General features: G+C 51.4%; 22 protein-coding genes. 4 read left to right on the top strand and 18 right to left on the bottom strand.

The features are described from left to right. Positions 1–47: 47 nt before the first annotated feature. The 6 genes from ACGHCT_RS01810 to ACGHCT_RS01835 form a co-directional block, all read right to left on the bottom strand. On the bottom strand, positions 48–1,724 hold the full coding sequence (locus tag ACGHCT_RS01810) for a recombinase family protein (protein ID WP_002569190.1): 1,677 nt from the start codon (positions 1,722–1,724) through the stop codon (positions 48–50). Between the two features lie 100 nt (positions 1,725–1,824). Further along, a complete protein-coding gene (locus ACGHCT_RS01815) occupies positions 1,825–2,052 on the bottom strand; it encodes a transposon-encoded TnpW family protein (protein WP_004613661.1) in 228 nt (75 codons plus the stop codon). 417 nt (positions 2,053–2,469) lie between these two features. Next, positions 2,470–2,730, bottom strand: a complete 261-nt coding sequence (locus ACGHCT_RS01820) for a helix-turn-helix domain-containing protein (RefSeq protein ID WP_002569189.1) — start codon at positions 2,728–2,730, stop codon at positions 2,470–2,472. Beyond that, complete coding sequence (locus ACGHCT_RS01825; RefSeq protein WP_002569188.1) at positions 2,711–3,151, bottom strand: RNA polymerase sigma factor; 441 nt, start codon at positions 3,149–3,151, stop codon at positions 2,711–2,713. The genes ACGHCT_RS01820 and ACGHCT_RS01825 overlap by 20 nt, the downstream gene beginning before the upstream one ends. 537 nt (positions 3,152–3,688) lie before the next feature. After that, positions 3,689–4,678 (bottom strand): 23S rRNA (adenine(2503)-C(2))-methyltransferase RlmN, encoded by a 990-nt coding sequence (gene rlmN / locus ACGHCT_RS01830; protein ID WP_002569187.1) that lies wholly within the window; start codon positions 4,676–4,678, stop codon positions 3,689–3,691. 23 nt (positions 4,679–4,701) lie between these two features. Beyond that, positions 4,702–4,881 (bottom strand): cysteine-rich KTR domain-containing protein, encoded by a 180-nt coding sequence (locus ACGHCT_RS01835; protein ID WP_002588768.1) that lies wholly within the window; start codon positions 4,879–4,881, stop codon positions 4,702–4,704. A 384-nt stretch (positions 4,882–5,265) separates the two neighbouring features. Between ACGHCT_RS01835 and ACGHCT_RS01840 the strand changes: the two genes are divergently transcribed. The 4 genes from ACGHCT_RS01840 to ACGHCT_RS01855 all read left to right on the top strand — a co-directional run bounded on the left by ACGHCT_RS01840 (position 5,266) and on the right by ACGHCT_RS01855 (position 7,838). Continuing rightward, entirely contained in the window at positions 5,266–5,619 is a 354-nt protein-coding gene (locus ACGHCT_RS01840) for a helix-turn-helix transcriptional regulator (RefSeq protein ID WP_002569186.1), read from the top strand. A 267-nt stretch (positions 5,620–5,886) separates the two neighbouring features. Beyond that, positions 5,887–6,216: a plasmid mobilization protein gene (locus ACGHCT_RS01845; RefSeq protein WP_002569185.1), complete on the top strand. Its 330-nt coding sequence runs from the start codon at positions 5,887–5,889 to the stop codon at positions 6,214–6,216. Further along, positions 6,177–7,523: a relaxase/mobilization nuclease domain-containing protein gene (locus ACGHCT_RS01850; RefSeq protein ID WP_002569184.1), complete on the top strand. Its 1,347-nt coding sequence runs from the start codon at positions 6,177–6,179 to the stop codon at positions 7,521–7,523. The genes ACGHCT_RS01845 and ACGHCT_RS01850 overlap by 40 nt, the downstream gene beginning before the upstream one ends. A gap of 63 nt (positions 7,524–7,586) precedes the next feature. After that, positions 7,587–7,838 (top strand): helix-turn-helix domain-containing protein, encoded by a 252-nt coding sequence (locus tag ACGHCT_RS01855; RefSeq protein WP_002569183.1) that lies wholly within the window; start codon positions 7,587–7,589, stop codon positions 7,836–7,838. 177 nt (positions 7,839–8,015) lie between these two features. On the opposite strand, the gene ACGHCT_RS01860 is transcribed toward ACGHCT_RS01855, so the two are convergent. The 12 genes from ACGHCT_RS01860 to ACGHCT_RS01915 form a co-directional block, all read right to left on the bottom strand. Next, entirely contained in the window at positions 8,016–8,381 is a 366-nt protein-coding gene (locus ACGHCT_RS01860; protein WP_002569182.1) for a cysteine-rich VLP domain-containing protein, read from the bottom strand. Further along, the gene (locus ACGHCT_RS01865; protein ID WP_002569181.1) at positions 8,378–8,584 is read right to left on the bottom strand and encodes a transposon-transfer assisting family protein; all 207 of its coding nucleotides are present in this window, start codon (positions 8,582–8,584) and stop codon (positions 8,378–8,380) included. Before ACGHCT_RS01865 ends, ACGHCT_RS01860 begins: the two co-directional genes overlap by 4 nt. Positions 8,585–8,586: 2 nt before the next feature. Continuing rightward, positions 8,587–9,540, bottom strand: a complete 954-nt coding sequence (locus ACGHCT_RS01870) for a hypothetical protein (RefSeq protein WP_002569180.1) — start codon at positions 9,538–9,540, stop codon at positions 8,587–8,589. A gap of 3 nt (positions 9,541–9,543) precedes the next feature. Beyond that, on the bottom strand, positions 9,544–13,107 hold the full coding sequence (locus ACGHCT_RS01875) for a YodL domain-containing protein (protein WP_002569179.1): 3,564 nt from the start codon (positions 13,105–13,107) through the stop codon (positions 9,544–9,546). Positions 13,108–13,319: 212 nt separating this feature from the next. Beyond that, entirely contained in the window at positions 13,320–15,410 is a 2,091-nt protein-coding gene (locus ACGHCT_RS01880) for a DNA topoisomerase 3 (protein ID WP_002569178.1), read from the bottom strand. 15 nt (positions 15,411–15,425) lie between these two features. After that, a complete protein-coding gene (locus tag ACGHCT_RS01885) occupies positions 15,426–15,614 on the bottom strand; it encodes a hypothetical protein (protein ID WP_002569177.1) in 189 nt (62 codons plus the stop codon). Then, a complete protein-coding gene (locus ACGHCT_RS01890) occupies positions 15,611–16,312 on the bottom strand; it encodes a DUF4366 domain-containing protein (protein WP_002569176.1) in 702 nt (233 codons plus the stop codon). The genes ACGHCT_RS01885 and ACGHCT_RS01890 overlap by 4 nt, the downstream gene beginning before the upstream one ends. Next, the gene (locus ACGHCT_RS01895) at positions 16,305–16,583 is read right to left on the bottom strand and encodes a DUF4315 family protein (protein WP_002569175.1); all 279 of its coding nucleotides are present in this window, start codon (positions 16,581–16,583) and stop codon (positions 16,305–16,307) included. Before ACGHCT_RS01895 ends, ACGHCT_RS01890 begins: the two co-directional genes overlap by 8 nt. A 34-nt stretch (positions 16,584–16,617) precedes the next feature. Beyond that, positions 16,618–18,687 (bottom strand): CHAP domain-containing protein, encoded by a 2,070-nt coding sequence (locus ACGHCT_RS01900; protein ID WP_002569174.1) that lies wholly within the window; start codon positions 18,685–18,687, stop codon positions 16,618–16,620. Between the two features lie 35 nt (positions 18,688–18,722). Next, the gene (locus ACGHCT_RS01905; protein ID WP_002569173.1) at positions 18,723–19,682 is read right to left on the bottom strand and encodes a site-specific DNA-methyltransferase; all 960 of its coding nucleotides are present in this window, start codon (positions 19,680–19,682) and stop codon (positions 18,723–18,725) included. Next, positions 19,679–22,117: a VirB4-like conjugal transfer ATPase, CD1110 family gene (locus ACGHCT_RS01910; RefSeq protein WP_002569172.1), complete on the bottom strand. Its 2,439-nt coding sequence runs from the start codon at positions 22,115–22,117 to the stop codon at positions 19,679–19,681. Before ACGHCT_RS01910 ends, ACGHCT_RS01905 begins: the two co-directional genes overlap by 4 nt. Further along, on the bottom strand, positions 22,068–22,469 hold the full coding sequence (locus ACGHCT_RS01915) for a PrgI family protein (protein ID WP_002569171.1): 402 nt from the start codon (positions 22,467–22,469) through the stop codon (positions 22,068–22,070). The genes ACGHCT_RS01910 and ACGHCT_RS01915 overlap by 50 nt, the downstream gene beginning before the upstream one ends. Between the last annotated feature and the right edge of the window lie 88 nt (positions 22,470–22,557).

The raw sequence follows: 22,557 nt of genomic DNA on the forward strand, positions 1-22,557 counted from the left end.
GATACCTTTTTTGCAGAGGGTGTTATCTTACCTCTTTTTGATGTATGTTAGATAGCATAACTCTTTACGTCGGCTCCTATCTGTCTGAAATAGGAGATACTTTCGGTAGGCTTGTCACCTGTATCAACTCTGCCGACAAAGCTATAAAAGATTTCGATTTTGCGGGTGTTCGTTTCCTTATCCAGTTCGTGAATAAGAATACGGTCAATAAATTCATGGACGTTTTCGTAGGTCAGTTCTTCAATCGCTGTGTATCTGCGTACCAGTGCGACAAACCTTTTTACGTCCGCGCTGCGCTCGGTGGCGTTGTCGATTTCCTGTGACAGCTCCGCAATCCTCCGGGTCAGCGTCTTTTTTTCTTCATCATAGCCGGAAGTCAGAAAAGCAAATTGTTCATCTGAAAGTTTCCCTAAAGCGTTGTCCTCGTAGAGCTTGCGGAATAAGATGTTCAGCTCGTTAATACGGTTCTGCGCCTTGTCAAGCTCTTTCCGCTGCTGTGTCAGCGTCTTTTGTACTGCCTTTGCGCTGCACTCGTTGGCTGTTTCGATAAACTCCTGTTCATGCTCTTTCACATAAGACGTTACTCGCTGCAAGTCTGCAAGGACAAGTTCTTTCAATACGCTTTTGCGGATATAATGCGTAGTGCAGAGCATATCATTTCTTGCCCGGTTGCGGTAGTTGCCGCAAGTGTAGGCGTGTTTCCGTTCAAGCGTCCCGGCTCCGCGTACTGCATACATTTTGTAGCCGCAGTCCCCGCAAAAGAGCAGCCCGGAAAACAGGTCAATTTCATCAACCTTTGTCGGGCGTTGCCGGGTGGCAATCCGCTTCTGTGCAAGTTCAAAGGTTTCTTCATCAATCAAAGGTTCGTGAGTGTTGGGGAAGAAATACCTTTTTTCCTCCGGGTTCTTTTTCGTCTTTTTCGACTTATAAGATACCTTGTAGGTTTTCCCGGTTATGGTATGCCCTAAATATTCTTTCCTTGTCAGAATGTCGTACAGCGTCTTATCCGGCCAGTTGTACCATGCGTTGAGCTGTGGGCGGGGGTGGCGTTTGCTCCCTGTCCTGCGGTAGCGCAGTTCCCCGACGGTCAGTATTTCATTGTCCCGCAGCCAGTTCTGGATTTCACACATACGGTCGCCCCGTACATACATTGCAAAAATCTGTTTTACGACGTGCGCCGTTTCCGGGTCGGGTATCAGATGATTGCGGTTATCCGGGTCGATAAGGTAGCCGTAAGGAGCTTCGCCGTTGACGCGCTCGCCTTTCTGCGCCTTTGCCTGTTTGACAGCCCGGATTTTCTTTGAGGTGTCGCGGGCGTAAAACTCGTTGAACCAGTTCCGCAGAGGGGTAAACTCGTTATCTTCCCTTGCTGTGTCTACACCGTCGTTAATGGCAATGTAGCGCACTTCATATTCGGGAAAGACAATCTCTATCAGCTCCCCGGTTTTCAGATAATTACGTCCCAGACGGGAAAGGTCTTTTGTTATGACGGTCGCCACGTTCCCGGCTTCAACCTCATGCAGCATGGCTTGAAGCCCCTCACGCTCAAAGCTCACGCCGGAAAATCCGTCGTCTACGAAAAAGCGCGTGTTGAAAAAGTGGTGTTCGTCAGCATACTTTTGTAAAATCAGTTTTTGGTTCTGTATGCTCTCGCTTTCCCCGGCTTGCATATCTTCCTGGCTCAATCTGCAATATAAAGCGGTAATCTTGTCTGTCTGTAACATTTTGTCCTCCTTTCCGACGACAGACAAGCATGGTATTTGTACTGTCTATATTATACCACATACCGCTGCCTGTGTCATGTATAAAATGTGAAGAAACGCCCTATTTCCGGGCGTTTGCGGGGTTCAGTTCCATGTCTTTGCGAATGAGTTTTTTTATCTTTTTATCCAGTGTGTCCGTTGCGCGTTCACTTGCGGACGAACATACAAGGTAAGTAACTTTTCCTATTTTATGCTCCGTTGTGGTAACGGGCGTTTGGTTTTGCGTCAAAGAAAATCCCCCTTTCTTTCGCAAACATATAATATAGTCTATGAATAGCAGCAAGTCCACTATTCAATAAAACAAAGGCTTTAATCGGACGGTTATTAGCATAACCTCATGGGAATTTCACCCCGGCATGGTTCTCATGCCGCCCTACCCATTGCCTGCGACGCTCTTAACGCTCGGACTGTGGCTGTAAGGAAGTATCATTGTATATTCTGCGTGTCGTCGCCCGCAAGCCGCTACACTTGCTTTCCGGCGCGGTGTTGGTCGCTCGGCTGTCCGGGCGGGGATAACCTCACCCGGATAGCGTCATGGCGCACCCGCCGTATGGCTCGGCGCAAAAGGAACGTATCCGATTTGCCCTATGCTGCGCCGCCGTTATCTTGCGCCGCTTTCTTTGTCAAGGTTCAGAATGGCTTTGCTGCCGCGTCAGCAGCGGAACGGAAAAGGGGGAGAGAGAAAGCGTCCCGCCGCCGCTGCGGTTTATTCCTCTGCCTTAAAGGTGAGGACAGCCATCATCAGTTTTGCTTGCAGCCGTTCCCGAATGTCGTGGTCTACGCCAAAATAGACGTTCCCGCGCTCGTCGTACAGCTTCCGCATGGAGAGGCGGGCTATGTAGCCGCTGAAATGCTGCAAGACAATCTTCATGGCGTCCGGGTCGCCCTTTGTCGCTGCCACAATGACAGGATAAGGAACAAGGGCATTTTCCGGGTAGCCGGGTTCGTTACCATTCGTCCCATTCATCAGCATTTTCCTCCAGATATTTTCTTAATTTCTCAAAAGAGCTTGTCCGCCTGTACTGTATCGTGCTTCTCGACGTGTTGAACAGCTCCGCAATCTCGGTATCGTTCATTCCCTCGAAGTAATACAGCAATATGGCTTTGCGCTTTTCTTCCGGCAAAGTACGGATTGCTTCAAGAAGCAGCTTTGGCGTGATTTTCTTCCCGGCTTTCTCAAAGACGGTTTCGGCGGCTTCACGTTTGAAATATTCATCAAACGTATGAAGCTGCCGCGCTTCGTCTAAGGTCATGTCGGAAAAGGTCACTTCCTTTGCCTTGTGTCTGCGAAGTTCTCTATGGGTGTCGCAAGCTTCATTGTGCAATACCGTATTACAAAACTTCTGAAAAGCACACTGTTTGTAAAACTCCCTGCTATTAGGTTCCACATTCTCACCTCCTTTCTCGTTGGAAAGTTGGTGGTGCTTCCCCCCTTTTCGCGGGGCAATACGGCGTTTTTCAAAAACGCCGAAGATTTTTTGAAATTTCTTCAAAAATTTTTTGAACGTACAAAATGCGCCCGTCCGAAAAGCCCGGACGGGCGCATAGGCATTGTAAGCAGTATCCAGATGATTAGACAGTTCATATATATAAGCGTAGTTTCCCCCGGTGGTGGGCGGGCTTTTTTTGATAAGTCAATAACTGTCGGATTTTGTCGATATGCTTTTTGCTTCATGGCGGCTACCTCCTTTAGCCGCCGATTTCAACAGTGATACCGCGTCATTTCATTAGAAGATAAAAAGAAACGGCGGCTTTGATTTTTCAAAGCTGCTGCGGAAATCAAAGAACGACAAGCAACAGTTCTGATTTTGCTCCAATATGGTTATTAGGGGCACAAATTAAAATCAAAAAAGAGCCGATAACAGCAGTATTTCAAACTGCATATTATCGGCTCTGCGTCTGTGCGTCTGGCTCTTTTAATTAAATTATTTCTGTTGTTTTTTGGCTTTATTATATGTATTAGCTAACTGTCCACAAGCTGCTTTAATCTCTCTACCATGAGAAACTCTCATGGTAACTTCAAGTCCTGTTTGCTCTAATTGATGTTTGAACGCAACCATTTCTTGTTTTTGTGGTGCTCTAATTTTTGAATTACTCGTCGGGTTGTATTGCAGCACGTTAATCATAACATTTTTGCCCTTAAACCATTTTGCAAGTTGCCTTATATCTGAGGAACGGTCATTTATACCTGGTAAAAGCAAATACGCAAATACCACTTTTCGATTATGCCTTTGAGAATAGGACAATGCTTGCTTAACAACATCTTCAATAGCGTACATGTGCATATGAGGAATGATACAGTTTCTCGCAGCCTGTGTTGCTGCATGTAAAGATATTGTCAACTGAATTTTTAGATGTTCTTCGCGCAATTTTTTTAATTGATTAACTGGACCAACTGTTGATACGGTAATGCCGTCGGTTGGAAAGTTAAGTCCATTTCTATCTCGAAGAATATGGATTGCTGCAATCAAGTTGTCGTAATTGAATAAAGGTTCTCCCATTCCCATAAAAACGATACGATTTACTTTTTGACGTATCAATACAACCTGCTGCACAATTTCAGACGGTGTTAGATTACGAACAAAACCATTGCGTCCGGACTCACAAAAAATACAGCCAACAGAACAACCAACTTGCGTACTTACGCAAACAGTCCCACCATCTCGCCGTTTAATAAAAACCGTTTCAATATACCTGTTATCTTTCAATTCATAAACATACTTTTCAGTATCGCTACTTTTATAGACTTTTTTTGTTGATATTGATAGATTTTCTTTGTGAAATGGCTGTTTATACAATTCCGTATATAAGGCTCTTGCTTTATCCTCTCCAATTACTTCCGACATTTCTTTGTAAGTAAATCCGTATGGGTCATTCAATATTTCCGTAGGTGTACTTTTAGGTAAGTGTTTCATTTAAATATCCTTCCTTTTCAAAATTAAAAAGTTTGTTTTTCAGAGTTTTTGATTATGATTTCTAGTTTTTCAACATCAACGATATGCGTTAATTTACATTTAGGGCAGAAAAGAGGAAAATTTCTTAATACCGTATTATAAAATACTTGAACCCTCGTCTTTCCGTTACAAATTGGACATTTTATCCAATATTTTTCAAGCATAATATTTCTCCTTTTGCGCAAAAAAATGCAGGTCAATTCTCAACATGAGCATTGACCTGCATTTATACATATAATACTACAACAAAATTAAGGCATAGTTTTTATACTATGTCTATACGTCGTTAGTTTTGTTGTATAGCATACGCAAAATAAGCATGACAAAAAAGCCCATATTGAAAATGGGAAAAATCTTTTTTGATTTCAATGCTTATCGAATACGCATGCTATGTAACATAAACATTCCCCCCCTTTTATATAATATTATATACAAAAGCAGCTTGTTGTCAACATATATATATATGAATTATTTTGGCTAACTGATAGAACTACGTAGACATATCCAAGAAGAAAGGGGAACAGTAAAATGTAATAGGGTGAATAACTATGGCAAAAAGACCAGTACCACGATACGACTTTAAGGCTTTTGGGGCAGCGATAAAGGCAGCGCGTGAGGGATGCAAGGAGAGCCGCAAGAAAGTAGGCGACGAAATGTTTATCTCGCCGCGCTACCTTGCGAACATTGAGAACAAGGGGCAGCACCCAAGTTTACAGATATTCTTTGAGCTGATACAGCGTTACCATATATCCGTAGACCAATTCCTTTTAGAAACGCCGCCGGAGAAGAACACGCAGCGGCGGCAGCTTGACGCGCTTCTTGACGGTATGAGCGATACAGGCATACGGATTGTAACCGCAACGGCAAAGGAGATTTCCGAAGTCGAAAAAGAGGGCGAATAGGAATGTCCGACTTAAAACTGAACAGGATTTAGAAAGCGTTGTAATCTTTTTTGAGGTTGCAGCGTTTTTCTTTTGCGTAAGTTTGGCAAAATCGCTTTTTCTCCGTAGTAGGTGATAAGAGCCTAAAGGATAAAAACATTCGTAGCAAGCATAGGAAGCGGGTACCACTTCCGTATTTTCGCCCTCCCGCGCTGCGGCGCGTCGGTTGAAAATTGCTTGTTGGGAAGTGTCCCAAACCCTCGGAACGGAAAGGAAAGGAGCGAACACATGGACGGACGCAAAAGGACAGTGCAAATCAAATTCAGAGTGACGGAAGCGGAACGGGATTTAATACTGGAAAAAATGAAGCTCGTACCCACCCGGAACATGGCGGCGTATCTGCGGAAGATTGCCATTGACGGGTATATCATTCAGATAGACCACGCCGATATAAAGGCTATGACCGCAGAGATACAGAAAATCGGTGTCAACGTCAACCAGATAGCACGCCGCGTAAACGCGACGGGGAACGCATACCAAGAGGACATAGAGGAAATAAAGGGGGTGCTTGCGGAGATATGGCGGTTACAAAGATTAAGCCTATTAAAAGCACTCTAAGCAAAGCCCTTGACTATATCGAAAACCCGGACAAGACGGACGGGAAAATGCTTGTGTCCTCTTTCGGTTGCTCCTATGAAACGGCAGATATTGAGTTTGAATATACCCTGTCGCAAGCACTCCAAAAGGGGAACAATTTAGCCTTTCATCTGATACAGTCCTTTGAGCCGGGGGAAGTCGATTATCAGAAAGCCCATGAAATCGGAAAGCAGCTTGCCGACGCGGTAACAAAGGGGCAGCATGAGTATGTACTCACGACGCACATTGACAAAGGACACGTCCATAACCATATCATTTTTTGCGCGGTGAACTTTGTAGACCACCATAAATACAATTCCAACAAAAGGAGCTATTACGGCATACGGAACATGAGCGACAAGCTGTGCCGGGAAAATGGCTTGTCCGTTGTCGTCCCCGGCAAGGGCAGCAAGGGAAAGAGCTATGCGGAGTACCAGGCAGAAAAGACGGGTACAAGTTGGAAAGGCAAGCTGAAAACCACTGTTGACGCGCTTATCCCCCAAGTTTCCAGTTTTGAGGAATTGCTAACGCGGTTACAGGCGGCGGGCTATGAGATAAAGCCGGGGAAATATGTATCATGCCGCGCCCCCGGACAGGAACGCTTCACCCGCCTTAAAACCCTCGGCGCAGACTATACAGAGGAAGCCGTAAGGGAACGGATAGCGGGCAGACGGACAAAGGTGGCGAAAGCTCCCAGAGAGCAGCGCGGCGTGTCGCTGCTTATCGACATTGAGAACAGTATCAAGGCAGCGCAGAGTAAGGGCTATGAACAGTGGGCGAAAATCCACAATCTGAAACAGGCAGCTAAAACAATGAATTTCTTGACGGAACATAAGATTGAGCAGTACGCGGATTTAGTCAGCCGGATTGAGGAAATGGCAGCGGAAAGCGGACAGGCGGCAGACGCATTGAAGAACGCCGAAAAGCGGCTTGCGGAAATGGCGGTGCTTATCAAGAATGTTTCCACCTATCAAAAGACAAAGCCTGTCTATGACGCATACCGCAAGGCAAGGAACAGGGAGAAGTACCGCGCCGGACAGGAACAGGCAATTATCCTCCATGAAGCCGCCGTAAGGTCACTGAAAGCGGCGGGCATTGCGAAGCTCCCGAACCTCGCCGCGCTGCAATCGGAGTATGAAGCCCTCCAAGCGCAGAAAGAAGCCCTTTACGCCGACTATGGAAAATTGAAAAAGAAAGTCCGGGAATATGATATTATCAAGCAGAACATTGACAGCATTTTACAGGCAGACAGACAGCCGGAACGGGAAAAGGAAACAGAACGCGGATAAGGATAGCAAAATCCCCGCCGCTGTGCTATGATAGGGCTATCAAAAAGCAGAGGAGCGTTGAGCATGGAAAACCAGAAAATGCCGGAATATGAAACCATACGCGCCGCCGTTGCCGGGGAGAAATGGGCGGTGGAGAAAGTCGTGGATTGCTACAAGGACGAAATCGACAGGCTATCGACGGTAGCGGTCAGACAGCCAGACGGAAGCACGAAACAGGAAATCAACGAAGATATGCGCCAGTCTATCACAAAGAAGCTGATAGAAGCCCTCCCGCAGTTCCCGCTTGAAGAAATGGAAAAGGGAAATGTCAGATAGGCAAAAAAAGAACAGGGCGCGGAAGCCAGTATATGACTTCCGCGCCCTGTCTTTTTATGGGTGCTGTTTTCGTGAATGTTACGCAGTAGAACGCCATTTTCGGGGGTAAAGGTATAAAGTATCGCCTATCCGATTTTCACGCCCGGAAAGCCCTGTAAATCAAGGGATTTTCCGCACCTACTGCGTAACAGGGGTGCGTCTTTTCCTCATGCGCTCGGCAGCTTGTCTGCGGGTGATACGCTTCCGGCAGACGGGGCAGTATTTGACACTGTTAGAGGTTGACGCAAAGAACGCGCCGCACTCGGTACACTTCTTCTTGTCCCCTGTCTGGTAAAGCTCCGCATAGAGTAGCCTGTCGGCGGGAAGCACCGCAGCCCGGAACCACTTGCAGAGAAGCGAATAGGAAATGAGCTGCGGACAAACGCACTCGTCCCCGTCGTCCAGTAAGATACAGTTCCCGTTATCATAATTGCAGCACGTCCGGCGCACAAGGGCGTTGACTTTCCGGCTCTGGGGCGGCGTCAGCCGCTTAACCCCGTTCATACTTCATCAGCGGCGTAAATGGGAAGCTCTGCAAATTCCGCTTCGGTCAAAGCGTCCACTTTGGAAAGGGTGCGCTTTGCAAGCTCCCGCATATCCGCGTCCATGTAGGGCAGCGCGGCGTTGACATTCTCAATCAAAGCCCGCTTGCCGCCCTCGTTGTAAATGCTCAAAAGGTTTGTTTCTTCAACAGTCAGTCTAATCATGCTCATACCTCCATATCGTGATTTTTTGTTTTTGCCGCCGCCTTTTTCGGGGCGGTCTTTGCCTTGTCTGCTTTAAGCTGCGCCCGGATAGAGGGGCGGGGCTTCCTTATCTTCCTGTCCCGGTTCTCCCCCTTGTCAATCAGCGCATACGTCCCATGTCTGCCCTCGATTTTGGAAAAGGCAAGGGTCTTGTAGGGCAGCATGGAGAAAAGGCGGTCAGTGTCCTTTGTGGCTGCAAGCTGCATGAACGCCGGGGAAAGCTCTACCATGAAATGGGTCTTGTTGGGGCTGTTCGGCGTGTCGTGCCGCTTCATTTCCCGTACAATGCGCCGCGCTTCCGTTTCAATCAGCCCGTCCCGCAATGCGGCGATATGCGCCTTGAAATCCCCCGGCGGAAGCTGCTCCCGGCTGCGCCGTTCTTCCTGTAAGAGCGATTGCAGCGCGTCCGGGTCGTTGGGTACGGCTTCAAAGCGTTCAAACTTTCCAAGCTCATAATCGGGATTGCCGTTGAAAAACTGTCCGGCGGGTATCTCCCGTTCCCCATGCTCATAAATCAGCTTCACCGTATCGGCGGGCAGCTCCTTTTCCTTGACGCGCTCATAATGTTTAGCGTAGTCCAGTTCGTACAGATTGCCCTTGATTTTCCCGCGCTCCGTCCCCGTTAGCTCGATTGCATAGGCAAGGACGCGGTCGCTCGTCTGCTCCATGTAGAAACGCCATGTGTTGTGGGGCGCGGTGTCTTTGAGGAAAACGTCGCGCTCCCGGAAGCAATGCGTCCCGGACGGGCGGCAGAACCACAAAAGGGTCTTGTCCTCCTTGCGGGGGCTTGCCGCCGCCTTTGCGATAATCTCCTTGTCAATCTCCAAGTCGCTCTGGTAAAAGCCTGTGTTCTGCTTCATAACCGCATTGAGGGAAGCGAACAAATCCACGTTCTCAAATTTACTCTGTTTCGGCATGGGTCAGCTCCTTTCCAAATCCTGTAATTTCTGCTTTGCGTTTTTCTTCTGCGCCTTTTCCTTGTCAGCCCTAAGCTGCGCCCGGATAGAGGGCTTCTTTTCCGGCTTCGCTTCCTTGCCGCGCTCTTTGTCGGCTTTGACCGCGTTAGCCAGGTCAACAAGGGAAATTGTTTCTCCCGCCTTAACCTTTGCTTCCAGTTCGTCAACGGTAGGGGTGTTGTTGATGATACCGTCAAAGTTGTTGTCGTTCTGCTCTACGGTGTCCTCGATATGCTTCAAGGGGTTTGCCTTTTCCGGCTGCTCTGCGGCAACAGCAAACGCCCGCGTCCCGTTCCCCATAATCAGATACTTTCCGTCGTCCGACTGGTGGTGAAAGCCATATCCGGCGGCTTCTATCTGCTCCCGGCTCATGGCGGTCACATGGAAAGTCCCCCTCGGTGTCTGGATTGTTTCGCCCGTTGTCAGCTCGTCCGGGGTAAGCTGCTTCTGCTCCTGTAAAAACTCCGGCACTTGCCGGAAGCCTACGCTGTCAACGTAATGCGCGGTGTCCTGTCCGTTCTGATGAAGCACTACCACGTCCGAAACGGAAAGGCTGTGTCCCTTAAAATCTTTTGGGTGGTCGATATTGAAGCGGGTATAAATATCTTCAAGGGAAGTTTCCGGCGCAAGGGGCGCGGAATAGACAAGCTCATAGTTCGCTTTATCAACCACATTTCCCGCCGCCTGCAGGCGGTCGTAAGGCTCAAAGCGGAAGTCCCTTGTTTCGTCCCCGCCCTTTATCTGGTAAATGGAAAAGGTGTCCTTGTCCTGTCCGGTGGTCTGCGCCGTTTCCTGTGCCTTTGCGTAAAGCTGCTTTACGTCGCCCTCGGTCAGCTCGCCGCTTTTGAGCTGCCCCATAAGCTCGCGGCATTTCTCCGGCGTTCCCGTATAAAGCACGTCGCCCATTTTCGCCCGCCCGTTCTCCTGTGTCACATAGGCTTGCAAGAGGTGGCTGTTTTCCCGGCTGTCGCTGTAAGGGTTCCGGCGCACTCTGTAAATCGTTTCCGGGGTAAAGGCTTCTTTCGGGGCTGCTTCCGGCTTTTCTTTCCCGGCTGTATCTGCTTTTTTCGGGGCTTCCGGCTGTGGCGCGGCTTCTTGTCCCTCTCTGGTGGGCTGCTCCTGTCCGGCGGTCTGCTCCTTGTCCTGTGCCTTTTGCAGCTCCGCAAAATTCGCGTCTATGGAATTGATAATCTCGGCGGCTGCGCTGCGTATCGTTTCAAGGGAGCTTTTCAGCTCGGACAGCTCCCGCCCGCTGCTCCACCCGGCGACATAGCCGAAAGAATAGTCCGACGTGTCAAGCCCGTAATGTTGGCAGACGGTATAGGCGACGCTTTCCGCTTCGACTTCGCGGGTGCGGCGGTCAACGCGGGGTTGCTCGTCCTTTGGCGCGTTGAGGTCAATGTCGTGCAGCTTCGCATGGGCGATTTCGTGAATGGCGGTCTTTAAGGTCTGTAATTCGCTCATGCCCTCGTTGATAGCAATGCGCTTGTCCTCCAAGTGGTAGTAGCCATGAGAGCCGCCCTCGATATTCTCAAAGGCGATAGGAACGGGGGAAGTCTTTTCAAGGGCTGCGAAAAAGTCCTTATAGCGGTCAACGTCGCCTGTCAGTTCGTCAACGGCAATGTCCGGCAGTTCCTTTCCCTCGGTCTGGGAAACGTCAAAGACGGATACCACCTTGTAGGCGGGTATGGTGATTTCCTTTTCCTCGGTGACGGGCTTTCCGTCCTTGCCGATTATGGGCTTCTGCGTGTGCGGGTCGATTTTCTGCATTTCCTGTTTGATTTTATAGGGCGACGGGGCAATGATTTTAATTCCCTTTTGCCCTCTCATCACATTTCGCTCAAAGTTGTTCTTCCAAGCGGAAAAGCCCGCCAAAAGGGAAGCGTCCGGCTTCTGCATGGCGATAAGGACGGTGTTTCGGAAGCTGTAATTATGGAATTTTGACATGACTTTCAGATATTCCTTGTAACGCTCGCTGTCAAAGAGTTCCGTAATGCCCTGTTCCAGACGGTCGGTAATCTCTTTTAATTTCTCGGCGGGCTTCCCGGCTGTCAGCACGATAGGGATAACCGGGTGCGGCTCCTGTGGCTGCTCTGCGGCGGTTCGGGCGGTCTGCTCTGTGGCGGCTGCGTCCATAAAGGTCTTGTCCTGTCCGCCGCGTTCCGGCTGTGGGAAGCTCATAACGCGGTATTCTTTGGGTATCTCGTTTTCCGTTCCCCGATACCATTCGGTAAAGGTGTTCTGATTGTTATAGATATAGCCCTGTTCGGTAAACTGCCCCTTATCCTTGCTAACTGCGTCCCGCCCGTATTCTTCATACTTGAAATATTTCTTTGCTTCTTCGGGAAGCTCCAGCTCGTCCAGTTCGTCGATAAGATAATAACCGTAATCTTCTTCGCTGCGGACAGTGGGATAGAGCCAGTAACAGTCAAGGTTTTGTGCAAGGTTGATAAGGTCTTTCATGCTTCCGGCATACTCGCCATGTGTAACCGCCGCCGCAAATTTATCCTTGTCCCCGTCACTCTGCATTTCCAGAAGTTTTCCAAAATAATTCAGCTCGTCCATGCTTGCGCTTTGGATAACGGAAAGCGGCAAGTCAAAGGGGCAGTCCTCCGTAGAAGAATACCCGTTGATGAAAAAATCCTGCGGATTGTCTGCGGTAATGCCGACGCTTTCCATAGCCGCATGAAGCTGCTCTGTTGTGGTCGGCATGGGAAGCCACACGCCGCCCGGTTTGCCTGTTTCAAAGCGGCTGCGGCTGTCGATAAGAATTGAAAACTGCTCGTTTATGGTTTCACGCTCCTTTCTCTGTTCGGTGTCCTGTGGCGGCTCTGCTGTGGTGGGGGCTGCTTTTTCAGCGGTAGGCTGCGCCCGTTCCTCGCCCTCGATAGCATAGCCCGGTAAAAGCTGCCCGTTTACTTTGAAATGCTCTGCATACTCTGGCGGGATAGGCGGCGATACCTCGGTGAATAAATGCTGATAGGCTTTGATACGCCCATTCAGATATTTTTCCATAGCTGCCTTGTCTGCAAAGACTTTCCTTTCCTGTCCGGCGATTTTTGCCTGTCCGTAATTGTGGGGGCTGTTGGTGTAAATACTCCATGAAAGCGTCCACGAATAGGGAATGGATTTCTCTTTTTCCCTGTCATACCGGGTATTCTCGGATATGTGGTAGCGCATTTGGTAGACGCGGTTGCTGATGTGCTTCCCGTAGTCCGTAGCTTCCCACTGGTTCGCGGTATGCGTAGCTTCGGGTGTCCTCACATACTCAATGGCTTTGTCAATGGCAAGGGTCTTTCCCGCCTGTTCGTCCCATGCCGCCGCCTGTTCTTGCAAGGCTTCAAAAGCTGCCTGTTCAGCCGCCGCGTATTCTTCCCGCAATGCCTGTAACTGTTCTAAGGGCAGGGCGGTAAGCCCGGAAAGGTCAGCGGTCTGTTCCTCAAAATAAATATTTCGCTCTATCCGCATACTGTCAGCCGGGTCTAACTTGTCACGCTCAAACATGGAGTAACCTTTTTTCTTTTCCATTCATTCGCTCCTTTCTGAAATGGCGGCGCACCGCCGCGCTTTTGGGGTTCGCCCCGTACTACGGTGGGCTGTGCGTTATGCCAACAATTTTTTCATTTTTTTAGAGGGTTTGGGAAACTTCCCAACAAGCAAAATCCCCGTCCGGCGCGTCAGCGGCAGGACAGGGATTTACGGAAGTGGGTACCCGCTTCCTATGCTTGCTATTCAAGTTTTTAGTTCTTCTGTACTTCGATACGGTAGTTGACGTATTTCCCGCCAGTGTCAGCCAGAACGATAGTTCCGTCATAGGTCTTGCCTGTTTTCGGGGAATAGAGCTTCTTCACATTCACTTTGCCGGATTTAAGGAGCGCGGCGGCAATCTTCGCGGAAAAAGCGGTCTTGCGTTCCTCGAAAAAGCGGTCATTCTTCCACATGACAAAGGCACATTCTTTGTTGCTGCAATAATAGTTTTTCTTCCCCTCATGGACGGGGGAACCGCAACGGGGGCATTTGCCGACAGAGGGCTTTTCCTCCCGGAACAAATCCTTTTTCCCGTCCAGTGCTGCGGCGTGTGTCTGCACAAGCTCCCGCGCCATAGCTTCAATGCCGGACAGAAATTCGCCGGGGTCTGCGGCTCCCTTTGCTATCTGCGTCAGATTGTTTTCCCATTCTGCGGTAAGCTGCGGGGAAGTGAGCATATCCGGCAAGACTGATATAAGGGCGGCTCCGTTCTGCGTGGGGATAAGCTGCTTCCCCTTGCGCTCTGCAAAGCCGCCCTTTACCAGTTTTTCAATGACGGCGGCGCGGGTGGCGGGAGTGCCAAGCCCCCGGCGTTCCGCGTCCGGGTCGGTGTCCCCGTTCCCGGCTCGCTCCATAGCAGAGAGAAGCGACGCTTCGCTGTGGGGCTTCGGCGGCGTTGTGGTATGCTCCGTTACTTTTGCGGCGGGGTTAGGAAAGTTCTGTCCCTCGGAAAGCTCCGGCAGCGTCACGCCCTCATTTTCCCCGTCCTCTGCTTCGGGCTTATCTTTCAGCGTCGCCCGGTATCTGCGTTCAAGCTCTTTCCAACCCTCCGCAAGTACGGTCTTTCCCCTTGCGGTGAAGTCTGTCCCGGCGCATGAGAAAACCGCCGTAACCGCTTCATAAATATGCGGCTCGGCGGTGGCAAAAAGCAGACGCGCCCCCGCAAGGGTAAGGATATTCTTCTCGCTTTCCGGCAGCGCGTCCGGGTCAGCCTTTGCAAGCTCCATAGTGGGAATGATTGCGTGGTGGTCTGATACTTTCTTGCTGTCTAATACCTTTGCAATCTCCGGCGTGAAGTCCGCGCCCGCCATAAAGGGGAGCTTTTCGCAGAGCAGCGCGATAATGTCCGCTGCGGTGCCGCCCATGTCGTCAGTAAGAAAGCTGCTGTCCGTCCTCGGATAAGTAAGGAGCCGCTTTTCATAAAGGGATTGTGCAAGGTCAAGGGTCTGCTTTGCGGTGTAACCGAAAATGCGGTTCGTTTCCCGCTGCAAAGAGGTAAGGTCAAAGAGCTTTGGCGGGGCTGCGGTTTTCTTCTCTCTGGTAAGGGAAACGCATACCGCCTTTCCCGCTTCGCAAGCCCCTTTCAGCGCGTCGGCTTCTGCCTTGTCCGAAATCCTTTCGCTTGCCGCGTCCGCGCCGGATAAATCAAGGCGAACATGATAATATTTTTCTTTCTGGAAATGGGAGATAGCCGCGTCCCGGTCGGTGAGCATTTTTAAGGTCGGGGTCTGGACGCGCCCCACGTTCAAGGTCTTTCCATACAGGCAGGAGAAAAGCCGGGTGGCGTTAATGCCGATAAGCCAGTCAGCCTTTGCGCGGCAGAGGGCGGACGCAAAGAGCGCGCCATAGTCCCGCCCGTCTTTGAGGGAAGCAAAGCCCGCCTTAATCGCCCCGTCCTCCATTGAAGAAATCCACAAGCGGCGCATGGGCTTCTTGCAGCCCGCCACTTCGTAGACAAAGCGGAAAATCAATTCACCCTCGCGCCCCGCGTCACACGCATTTACCACTTCGGAAACGTCGGCGCGGTGCATAAGCTCTTTAATGGTTTTGAATTGCTTCCCCTTGTCCGGGTCAACGGCGTACTGCCATTCCTCCGGCAGAATGGGTAAGCTGTCAAAACTCCATTTTTTATATTGCTCCCCGTAGGCGGCAGCTTCCGCAAGCTGTACCAAATGCCCGACGCACCATGAAATGAGGTAGCCGCCGCCCTCGATATACCCGTCCTGTTTCCCCTTAATGCCAAGCGCGGCGGCGATAGTCTGCGCCACGCTCGGCTTTTCTGCAATCACAAGTCTAAATGCCATGAAAAAATCCTCCTTTCAGCGTTCCGGCGCGGTGTGCTTCTTCTCCTGTGCCTGTTTCAGACAATAGCCGATACAGGGGGATTGCGCCTTATAAGGGCAACGCATACACGCCGGGGATTTTGGAACGGGCGGCGCACTGTCACGCCGCCCGGTGGGTCTTTGTACCATCATTTTTTCTAAAGGGTTTTCGGTAAAAAGCGTCATGCTTCCTCGTCCTCCTGTTCTTCATCAGAAAGCCCGTCCCCCTCGTCCTCGTCGTAATCGTCAAAATCGAAATCTTCAAGGTCGGTGTCGCCCTTGACGTTCTGCTTTGGCTTCATAAACTTAAAATAATAGAACGCGCCCCCGCCGCCAAGAAGTGCCACGACAAGGAAAAGCACAAGCCCGCCTGTATTGCCTTTCTCTTTGGGCTGCTCTGTTGGTTTCTCGGTTTCCGGCTCCGCTTCCTTGCCGCTGCAAGCGGTCATGTTGTCCTTGCAGACAGGGCAGCTCACATTTACCTTTCCGGCTTCGCATTTATCGGTGCAACTGCAAACGGCGGGCGGGGCTGCTTCGGTGCTTCCGTCCTCCATGAGTGCCATAAGGTCGGCTTCGTCCACTTGATTAAGGAAATGTACGGTGTCCTCGCCCTCGTCGTCCCGGTCGATAAGGATATAAAAGTAATTGCCGTTTTTGGTCGTCACTGTGATAAGCTGCTTGTTGCCGCCGAAATCGTCTACAAGGGTCGCGTTCCCGTCCGGGGTAAGGGGTTCTTCCTTTTCGGGTTCCTCATAGACAACGCCGCTGTCGTCGGTCGCGTCCTGTCCCTCCGGGGTCTGTGCAAAGGCGGTGACGGAAAAGCCGCCCGTCAGCATGAGGGCGGCGCAGAGTGCGGTCAAGGTTCTAAGGATTTTCTTATTCATTCTCGGTGTCCTCCATTTCTTCGGTGTCGTGGTCTGCGGGTTCTGCGGGGTAGCCCGGCGCGGCTTCCATGCCCGGAATACCGCCGCCGGAAAGCATAGCGGAAAGCTCATGCGGGGAAAGGCGCATGGAGCGCACAAGCTGTACGATTTGCAGGTTTTCCGCTTCGGTTTTCTGCGCTTCAAGCCCCCTTAATCTGTTCTGGTACTCGGTGATTTTCTCGCGGGTCTTTGCAATCTCTTTGTCGATACGTTCAATTTTGTTCATAGCCATCAATAAATTTCTCCTTTCTTTGCTCAAAAATATGTTAATTCCAGTTCATCAGCCCATAGCCTTTGATACAGGAGTAATTGACGGGGTAGCTCTTTATCTTGCAGGCGTCGCCGGAATTGCCCTCGACGGTATAGACGCGCTCCCCGTCCGTTCCGATAACAAGCCCCACATGGTCTGCGCTCCCGTCCCCGTCCCAGTCGAAAAAGATAGCGTCGCCGGGGGCGATATTCTCATAGCCCCTCGCGCCCCATTGCCCGCGTGACTGGAACCAGGGTACGCCCTGTGACTGGCACCCGGCAAAGCGCGGCTCGCTCTTTCCGGCTTGATTGTAGCACCATGAAACGAAACAGGCGCACCATTCCACGCGGCTGTTAAATCCGTACCAGCTCCAAAAGGGTCGCCCGCCCACGTTGCCGACTTGCCGCTTCGCAAGGTCTACAACGGCGGTGTTGCCGGGGCGTGTGCCGTTTACAAGCTGTACGCCGCTTAAATCCTCGGACGCGCCCATATCGGGGGAGCCGCCGCCGAAAATCAGCGGTTTGTTTCCGCTTGTTTCCAGATAGACGCGGTACATTTCAAGCTGCTGTGGCGTTAGAAGTTCCTCCGCAATCTCGGAAATGGGCTTGTTCGTCAGCTTCACGTTGAGGATATGGTACTCGTAGGGTACTTCCTCGGTGGTCGTTTCCCCTGTTTCCGGGTCTGTGCTTGTTTCTGTGCGGTAGCGGATTTCCGTTTCTTCTGTCAGCGTCAAAGTGTACTGCATGGCAAAGACGCGATTTAGCTCTGCCTGTGCGCTCTGCGGGGTGTAGGTCTGTAAAAGGGCGGTGAGGTAGGACGCTAACTCATGGGGGTTATGCCCGATACTGTCAAGGTCATAGCGGTATTCGTCATAGCCGGGGTGGGTGCTTTCGATATTGTCAATCTGCTGCTGAAGCTCGTTTTCCTTTGCGGCGTAATTGTTCTCCGTCGCCACAAGGTCGCTGTCCTCCGACGTGTAGGAAGTCCCAAGTATGCCGTTCATCAAGCCGGAGAACATGGAACCGCAAGAGGAAAGCCCCGCCGATACCATGATGAATAAGAGTAGCGCGGCAACGGCGATACATACGCCCGCCGGGTGCCGCCCTACAAAAGCGATTGCCTTTTTTGTTTCCTCGGCGGTCTTTTTTGCCGCCTTGCGGGTGTTCTCTGCGGCTTTCTGCGCCGTTTTTGCGCCGCCTTTCCTTGCCGACTTTGCATACTGCCGCTTGATTTGCTGCTTCTGCATGAAGCGGGAAAGGGGATTGCCCGCAATCTGCGGATTGTCATGCAGGGCTTTATGGTACTGAAAATCCACATTCGCCTTGAACGCCGCTTTCTCTGCCTTTGCCGCCGCCCGGTAGGGTTTGAGCTTGTGGCTGTGGTAGCCCTCCTTGACTTTCCGCGCCCCGTACTTTGCGCCGCGCTCTGCCAGTTCTTCGGATTTGTGCGCCCCCTCAACGCCGGAATTGTCCTTTTCAACGGAATGTATCTTGTTGTGGACGAAAATACCCGCTTCCTGTGCGGGGCGGGATAGCGGGTTATTGTGGGGCTTATTCTTTCCTATGGGCTTTTCCTGTTCCTCAAAATGTAGGCGGGTCTTGCCTTTCCCGGTGGCTTCATCAAAGGTGCGCTCCCGTACAAGTTTCTTTTCTTTGGGGATAGCCGCCTTTGCCGCGTCCAGACGGTCGGCTGCTTTGTCCGATTTTCGGATATACCTTTCAAGCTCCGGCGTTGCCCGTTCCTCGTCGGTAAACTGCAAGCGGGAAGATTTTTCTTTTGCTGTGGCTTCTGCCTGTGCTTTCCTCGCCGCCTTTTTGCTCGCCTTTCTGGTACGCGCCCCGTCGATACGTTCCAAGACGCGCTCGGCTGCTGCGGTGTCCTGTTCCCGTTCTGCCCCCGGCGCATGGGGAAGCGGCGGCGTGTCGGTTAAGGGCGGGGAAGTTGCGCCGCCCGGTAGGGGCTGCGCTGCCTGTTCCGGCTGCGGTGGGGCTTCGGTCTTTGCAAAGTCCGCGTCCCTTATCCGCTTGCTGATACGTTTCTTTTTCCCGGTAGCGGCGTTTACCTCGACAGCCCCCTCGCGGGTCATTTTCTGCGTGACTTTTTCACGCGCCTTATATTGTTTTATGTGTCTGTCCCTCCAATCCGCGCCCTTGCAAGGGCGCAATACTCGGCGTTTATCTCAATGCCTATATAATGCCTGTCAAGCTGCTTTGCGGCTGCCCCCGTCGTGCCGCTGCCGAAAAAGGGGTCAAGCACAACGCCGCCTTTCGGACAGCCCGCCTTGATACAGGTTTCGGCAAGTTTTGGCGGGAACGCGGCGAAATGCCCGCCCTTGTAGGGAACGGTATTGATAAGCCACACGTCCCGCCTGTTCCGCATGGTCGGCATGAGGGCTTCGTCGTAGTAGCTGCCGCTTCGCGCCCGGTTAAGCCCCTGTACGTTCCCCTGTCCGGGTACTTCGTCCGCATATTTCTGTCCCGCGCTGCGCCCGGTGCGGTACCGCGCCGCCGTTGTGGGGGCTAACGGCTCGGCTATGGCGGCTGCGTCATAAAAATACTTCTTTGACTTCGTAAGCAGAAAGATATGTTCATAGCAGCGGGTAGGGCGGTCTTTCACGCTCTCCGGCATGGGGTTTTCTTTCTGCCAGATAATGTCGCTCCGTAAATACCACCCGTCAGCGCGTAGGGCAAAGGCTAAAAGCCAAGGGATACCGATTAAGTCCTTTTGTTTGCAGCCGGAAACGCGGTTGTTTCTTGCAATCTGCTGTCCGTTTCTGCCTTTCGGGTTCTTCGGGTCTGCATGGTAGCCTTTATTTCCTGTGCCGCAGTAGGTGTCCGCGATATTCAGCCAGAGCGTACCGTCAGAACGCAGTACCCGGCGCAGCTCGCGGAAAACCTCGGTCAGCCTGTCAATGTACTGCTCCGGCGTGTCCTCCCGCCCAATCTGCATATCAAGCCCGTAATCCCTAAGCGCATAGTAGGGCGGGCTTGTGACGCAACAGTGTACGCTTTCCTCTGGAAGCTCCCGCAAGGCATAGAGCGCGTCCCGGTTGATGATTGTGTCAGTTTTCAGCCCGTTCATGCTTCGCCCACTTCCTCCGGCTTCGTCGTCATTACCCGGTAAAGCTCGGTGTCTTTCGGGAAGCGGTCTACAAAGGGCAGCACCACGTTCCCGTAGAAGATAAGCCCCTCGCCCGCTTCGGTGTGGGTGACATACTTCATCTGCTGCGGGGAGATGTTGAGCTGCTTTGCAAGGATAGCCCGGTCGCCCGCCGCCTGATTGAGCATGAGGACAAAATCAGAGTTTTCAAAGATATTCTCCACTTCGCGGGAAGCAAGCAAATCTTTGACGTTCTGCGTGATTGCTGTGGGTATGCCGCCCCATTTTCTGAAACGCTTCCAGATTTCAACGGAATAGGCGGCGGTCTGTTCCTCTTTCAAGAGAAGATGAAATTCGTCCATAAAATACCGGGTGGATTTCCTTTCTGCCCGGTTGACGGTGACGCGGTTCCATACCTGGTCCTGCACAATGAGCATACCTAATTTTTTGAGCTGCTTCCCAAGCTGCTTGATGTCAAAGCAGACAAGGCGGTTTGAAAGCTCTACATTCGTCCTGTGGTTAAAGACGTTAAGGCTCCCGGAAACATAAAGCTCCAACGCCGCCGCGATACGCGCCGCTTCCGGCTCCGGCTGCTTCAAAAGCTCGTTGTAGAGGTCGCCCAAGATAGGCATTTTCTCCGGGTCGGGGTCTGCAAGGAAAGGGCGGTACACGTTCCTAACAGCGCGGTCAATGACGGTCTTATCGACGGGCTGCAAGCCCTCCTTGCCGCCTATGACAAGCTCGCAGAGGGAGAGGATAAAGTCGGATTTCAGCGCAAGGGGGCTGTCGTCCTCGCTGTAATTGAGGTTAATATCCATAGGGTTCACATACTGGGGCTTCCCGTCAATGCCCTTGCCCGTAGGCGATAACCGTATCACTTGCCCGTCAAGCCGCTGCACAAGGGAAAAATACTCTGCTTCCGGGTCGCAGATAATTATGTCGTCGTCGGTAATGAGGAAAGCGTTTGTCATTTCCCGTTTGGCGGCAAAGGATTTCCCGCTTCCCGGCGTACCCAAGATTAAGCCGTTGGGGTTCTTTAGCTGCTTGCGGTCGCAGAGTATCATGTTGTTAGACAGGGCGTTTAAGCCGTAATACAAAGCCGCGCCCGTCTGAAAAAGCTCCTGCGTGATAAAGGGGATAAAGATAGCGGTGCTTGACGTGGTAAGCCCTCTTTGAATGGGGATAAGGTTCTCCCCAAGCGGTACAGAGGACATAAGCCCCGCTTCCTGTTGGTAGTCAAGGCGGGTTAAGGCGCAGTTGTTCTTCTGTGCAATGCCCGCCGCCGCGAATACGTCATTTTCCAGTTTCCTTTTTGTGTCTGCCATGTTCACCACAAGGAACGTCAAGAGGAACATTCTTTCATTCCGGCTCTGCAAGTCCTGTAAGAGGTTCTTCGCTTCGCTGCCGAAAGTGGCAAGGTCGGACGGGATTATATCCATGTCGTAGCCGCTGCGTACCGCTTTTTTCTGTTCTTCGATTTTCATTTTGTCAAGGTCGGTGATTTTCCGCTTGATTGTCTTTATGGCTTCGGTCTGGTCGATACTGTGGATATGCAGATTGACGATAACGCCCGTTTCCAAGTCCAGAATGTCAGATAAGATACGGTCGTTTAATTCCGGCGCAAGGATTTCAAGGAATGAAACCGCGCCGATTTTGCGCCCCATGCGGAAATACCGCCCCTCGCCAAAACGGAAAGAGGACGGGGCGATAAAGTCCTTTGTGGAAAGCCCGGACGGGGCAAGCCATGAAAAATCAAAGGCAAACTGCCCGCCCTCCGGGTGGAAAATGCCATGCAGCATTTTAAGGCGTTCATAGCCTGTCATGGGGCGGGCAGACACGCCCAAGAGCTTAAAGTTGTTGAGTACGTCCGTTTCGATACGGGCAAGGCGGGATTTCGCCGCGCCCAGACTGTCGGCTTCAATGGCAAAGGTGATATATTTTGCTTTGACAAGCCCGTTGTTGCCCTTTGCAAGCTGGTTTTTCAGCATATCCCGGTATTCTGTGCGGATAGAATTGAAAGCGTCCTCCTGTGCCGGGATATTGACCGCCTTTTCCGCTTCGCCGCGCTGCGTCCCCTGATTGATGAAAGAGAGCTGCACCGAAACGGAAGCGTCAAAGTAGTTGAGGAAGTCGCACCAGTTCTCAAAAATGGCGGTCTTGTCGTCTGCCTGTGCAAGCTGATAGTTAATATCTTCAAAGGCGACGGTCTTTGAGTATTTCCGTCCCGTAACCTTGCAGATACCGTCCGGGTACATCTGGATATAAGGGATTGTCTGCTGCGCGGTGTGCGCTTTCCCGTCGCCCTTTGCCTGTCTGATGATTTCCGCAATCTGCTTTTTCTCGGCGCGGGTGAGCTTGCGGGGCGGGTTAGGCTTTGCGCTTCCCGCCGCGCTGTTTCTTCGTGTTTCCTTTTGCAATCGCTGATACCTCCTTTTCAAGTTTTCTCTGCCGTTCTAAGACGGAATAAAAGTTGTCTGTCCTGTATGGTCGTTCTTTGGGGGCTATGAATTTCGTCTGAATGATGTTCTTCACCACCACTTCAAGGGGCTGTCCATGCTTCTCATACATGGCAAAGAGGAAACAGGGCAGCATGACGGCAATCATAGCCATAGACGCAAGGCTTGTGCCTGTGCTGTCTTTGAGCAGAAAGAAAAGCGGCAAGCCGAACAGGAGAGCCGCCGCAAAACATACAATCTGCCGTTTGGTAAGGTTGAACGCTACTTTTGTCTTGACTTTGGATAAGTCTTTGGGTACGGGTACATACGCCAAGTGAAAACCTCCTTTCTCTGGGTTTGGTGTTGCTGTAACTTCCCATAAGGGTAATCAAGGCAAAGGTCAATCTATGCCCTTTGCCCGC

The organism is Lactonifactor longoviformis, from assembly GCF_042848515.1.
GTDB lineage: Bacteria > Bacillota > Clostridia > Lachnospirales > Lachnospiraceae > Lactonifactor > Lactonifactor longoviformis.

Excerpts from the sequence above, each read along its gene's own strand:
- ACGHCT_RS01905 (WP_002569173.1), bottom strand. The coding sequence starts at position 19,682 with ATGAACGGGCTGAAAACTGACACAATCATCAACCGGGACGCGCTCTAT.
- ACGHCT_RS01880 (WP_002569178.1), bottom strand. The coding sequence starts at position 15,410 with ATGGCATTTAGACTTGTGATTGCAGAAAAGCCGAGCGTGGCGCAGACT.
- ACGHCT_RS01860 (WP_002569182.1), bottom strand. The coding sequence starts at position 8,381 with ATGAACGGGGTTAAGCGGCTGACGCCGCCCCAGAGCCGGAAAGTCAAC.
- ACGHCT_RS01895 (WP_002569175.1), bottom strand. The coding sequence starts at position 16,583 with ATGGCTATGAACAAAATTGAACGTATCGACAAAGAGATTGCAAAGACC.
- ACGHCT_RS01870 (WP_002569180.1), bottom strand. The coding sequence starts at position 9,540 with ATGCCGAAACAGAGTAAATTTGAGAACGTGGATTTGTTCGCTTCCCTC.
- ACGHCT_RS01840 (WP_002569186.1), top strand. The coding sequence starts at position 5,266 with ATGGCAAAAAGACCAGTACCACGATACGACTTTAAGGCTTTTGGGGCA.
- rlmN (WP_002569187.1), bottom strand. The coding sequence starts at position 4,678 with ATGAAACACTTACCTAAAAGTACACCTACGGAAATATTGAATGACCCA.
- ACGHCT_RS01845 (WP_002569185.1), top strand. The coding sequence starts at position 5,887 with ATGGACGGACGCAAAAGGACAGTGCAAATCAAATTCAGAGTGACGGAA.
- ACGHCT_RS01810 (WP_002569190.1), bottom strand. The coding sequence starts at position 1,724 with ATGTTACAGACAGACAAGATTACCGCTTTATATTGCAGATTGAGCCAG.
- ACGHCT_RS01855 (WP_002569183.1), top strand. The coding sequence starts at position 7,587 with ATGGAAAACCAGAAAATGCCGGAATATGAAACCATACGCGCCGCCGTT.
- ACGHCT_RS01865 (WP_002569181.1), bottom strand. The coding sequence starts at position 8,584 with ATGATTAGACTGACTGTTGAAGAAACAAACCTTTTGAGCATTTACAAC.
- ACGHCT_RS01850 (WP_002569184.1), top strand. The coding sequence starts at position 6,177 with ATGGCGGTTACAAAGATTAAGCCTATTAAAAGCACTCTAAGCAAAGCC.
- ACGHCT_RS01890 (WP_002569176.1), bottom strand. The coding sequence starts at position 16,312 with ATGAATAAGAAAATCCTTAGAACCTTGACCGCACTCTGCGCCGCCCTC.
- ACGHCT_RS01820 (WP_002569189.1), bottom strand. The coding sequence starts at position 2,730 with ATGAATGGGACGAATGGTAACGAACCCGGCTACCCGGAAAATGCCCTT.
- ACGHCT_RS01900 (WP_002569174.1), bottom strand. The coding sequence starts at position 18,687 with ATGACCCGCGAGGGGGCTGTCGAGGTAAACGCCGCTACCGGGAAAAAG.
- ACGHCT_RS01885 (WP_002569177.1), bottom strand. The coding sequence starts at position 15,614 with ATGACGCTTTTTACCGAAAACCCTTTAGAAAAAATGATGGTACAAAGA.
- ACGHCT_RS01835 (WP_002588768.1), bottom strand. The coding sequence starts at position 4,881 with ATGCTTGAAAAATATTGGATAAAATGTCCAATTTGTAACGGAAAGACG.
- ACGHCT_RS01875 (WP_002569179.1), bottom strand. The coding sequence starts at position 13,107 with ATGGAAAAGAAAAAAGGTTACTCCATGTTTGAGCGTGACAAGTTAGAC.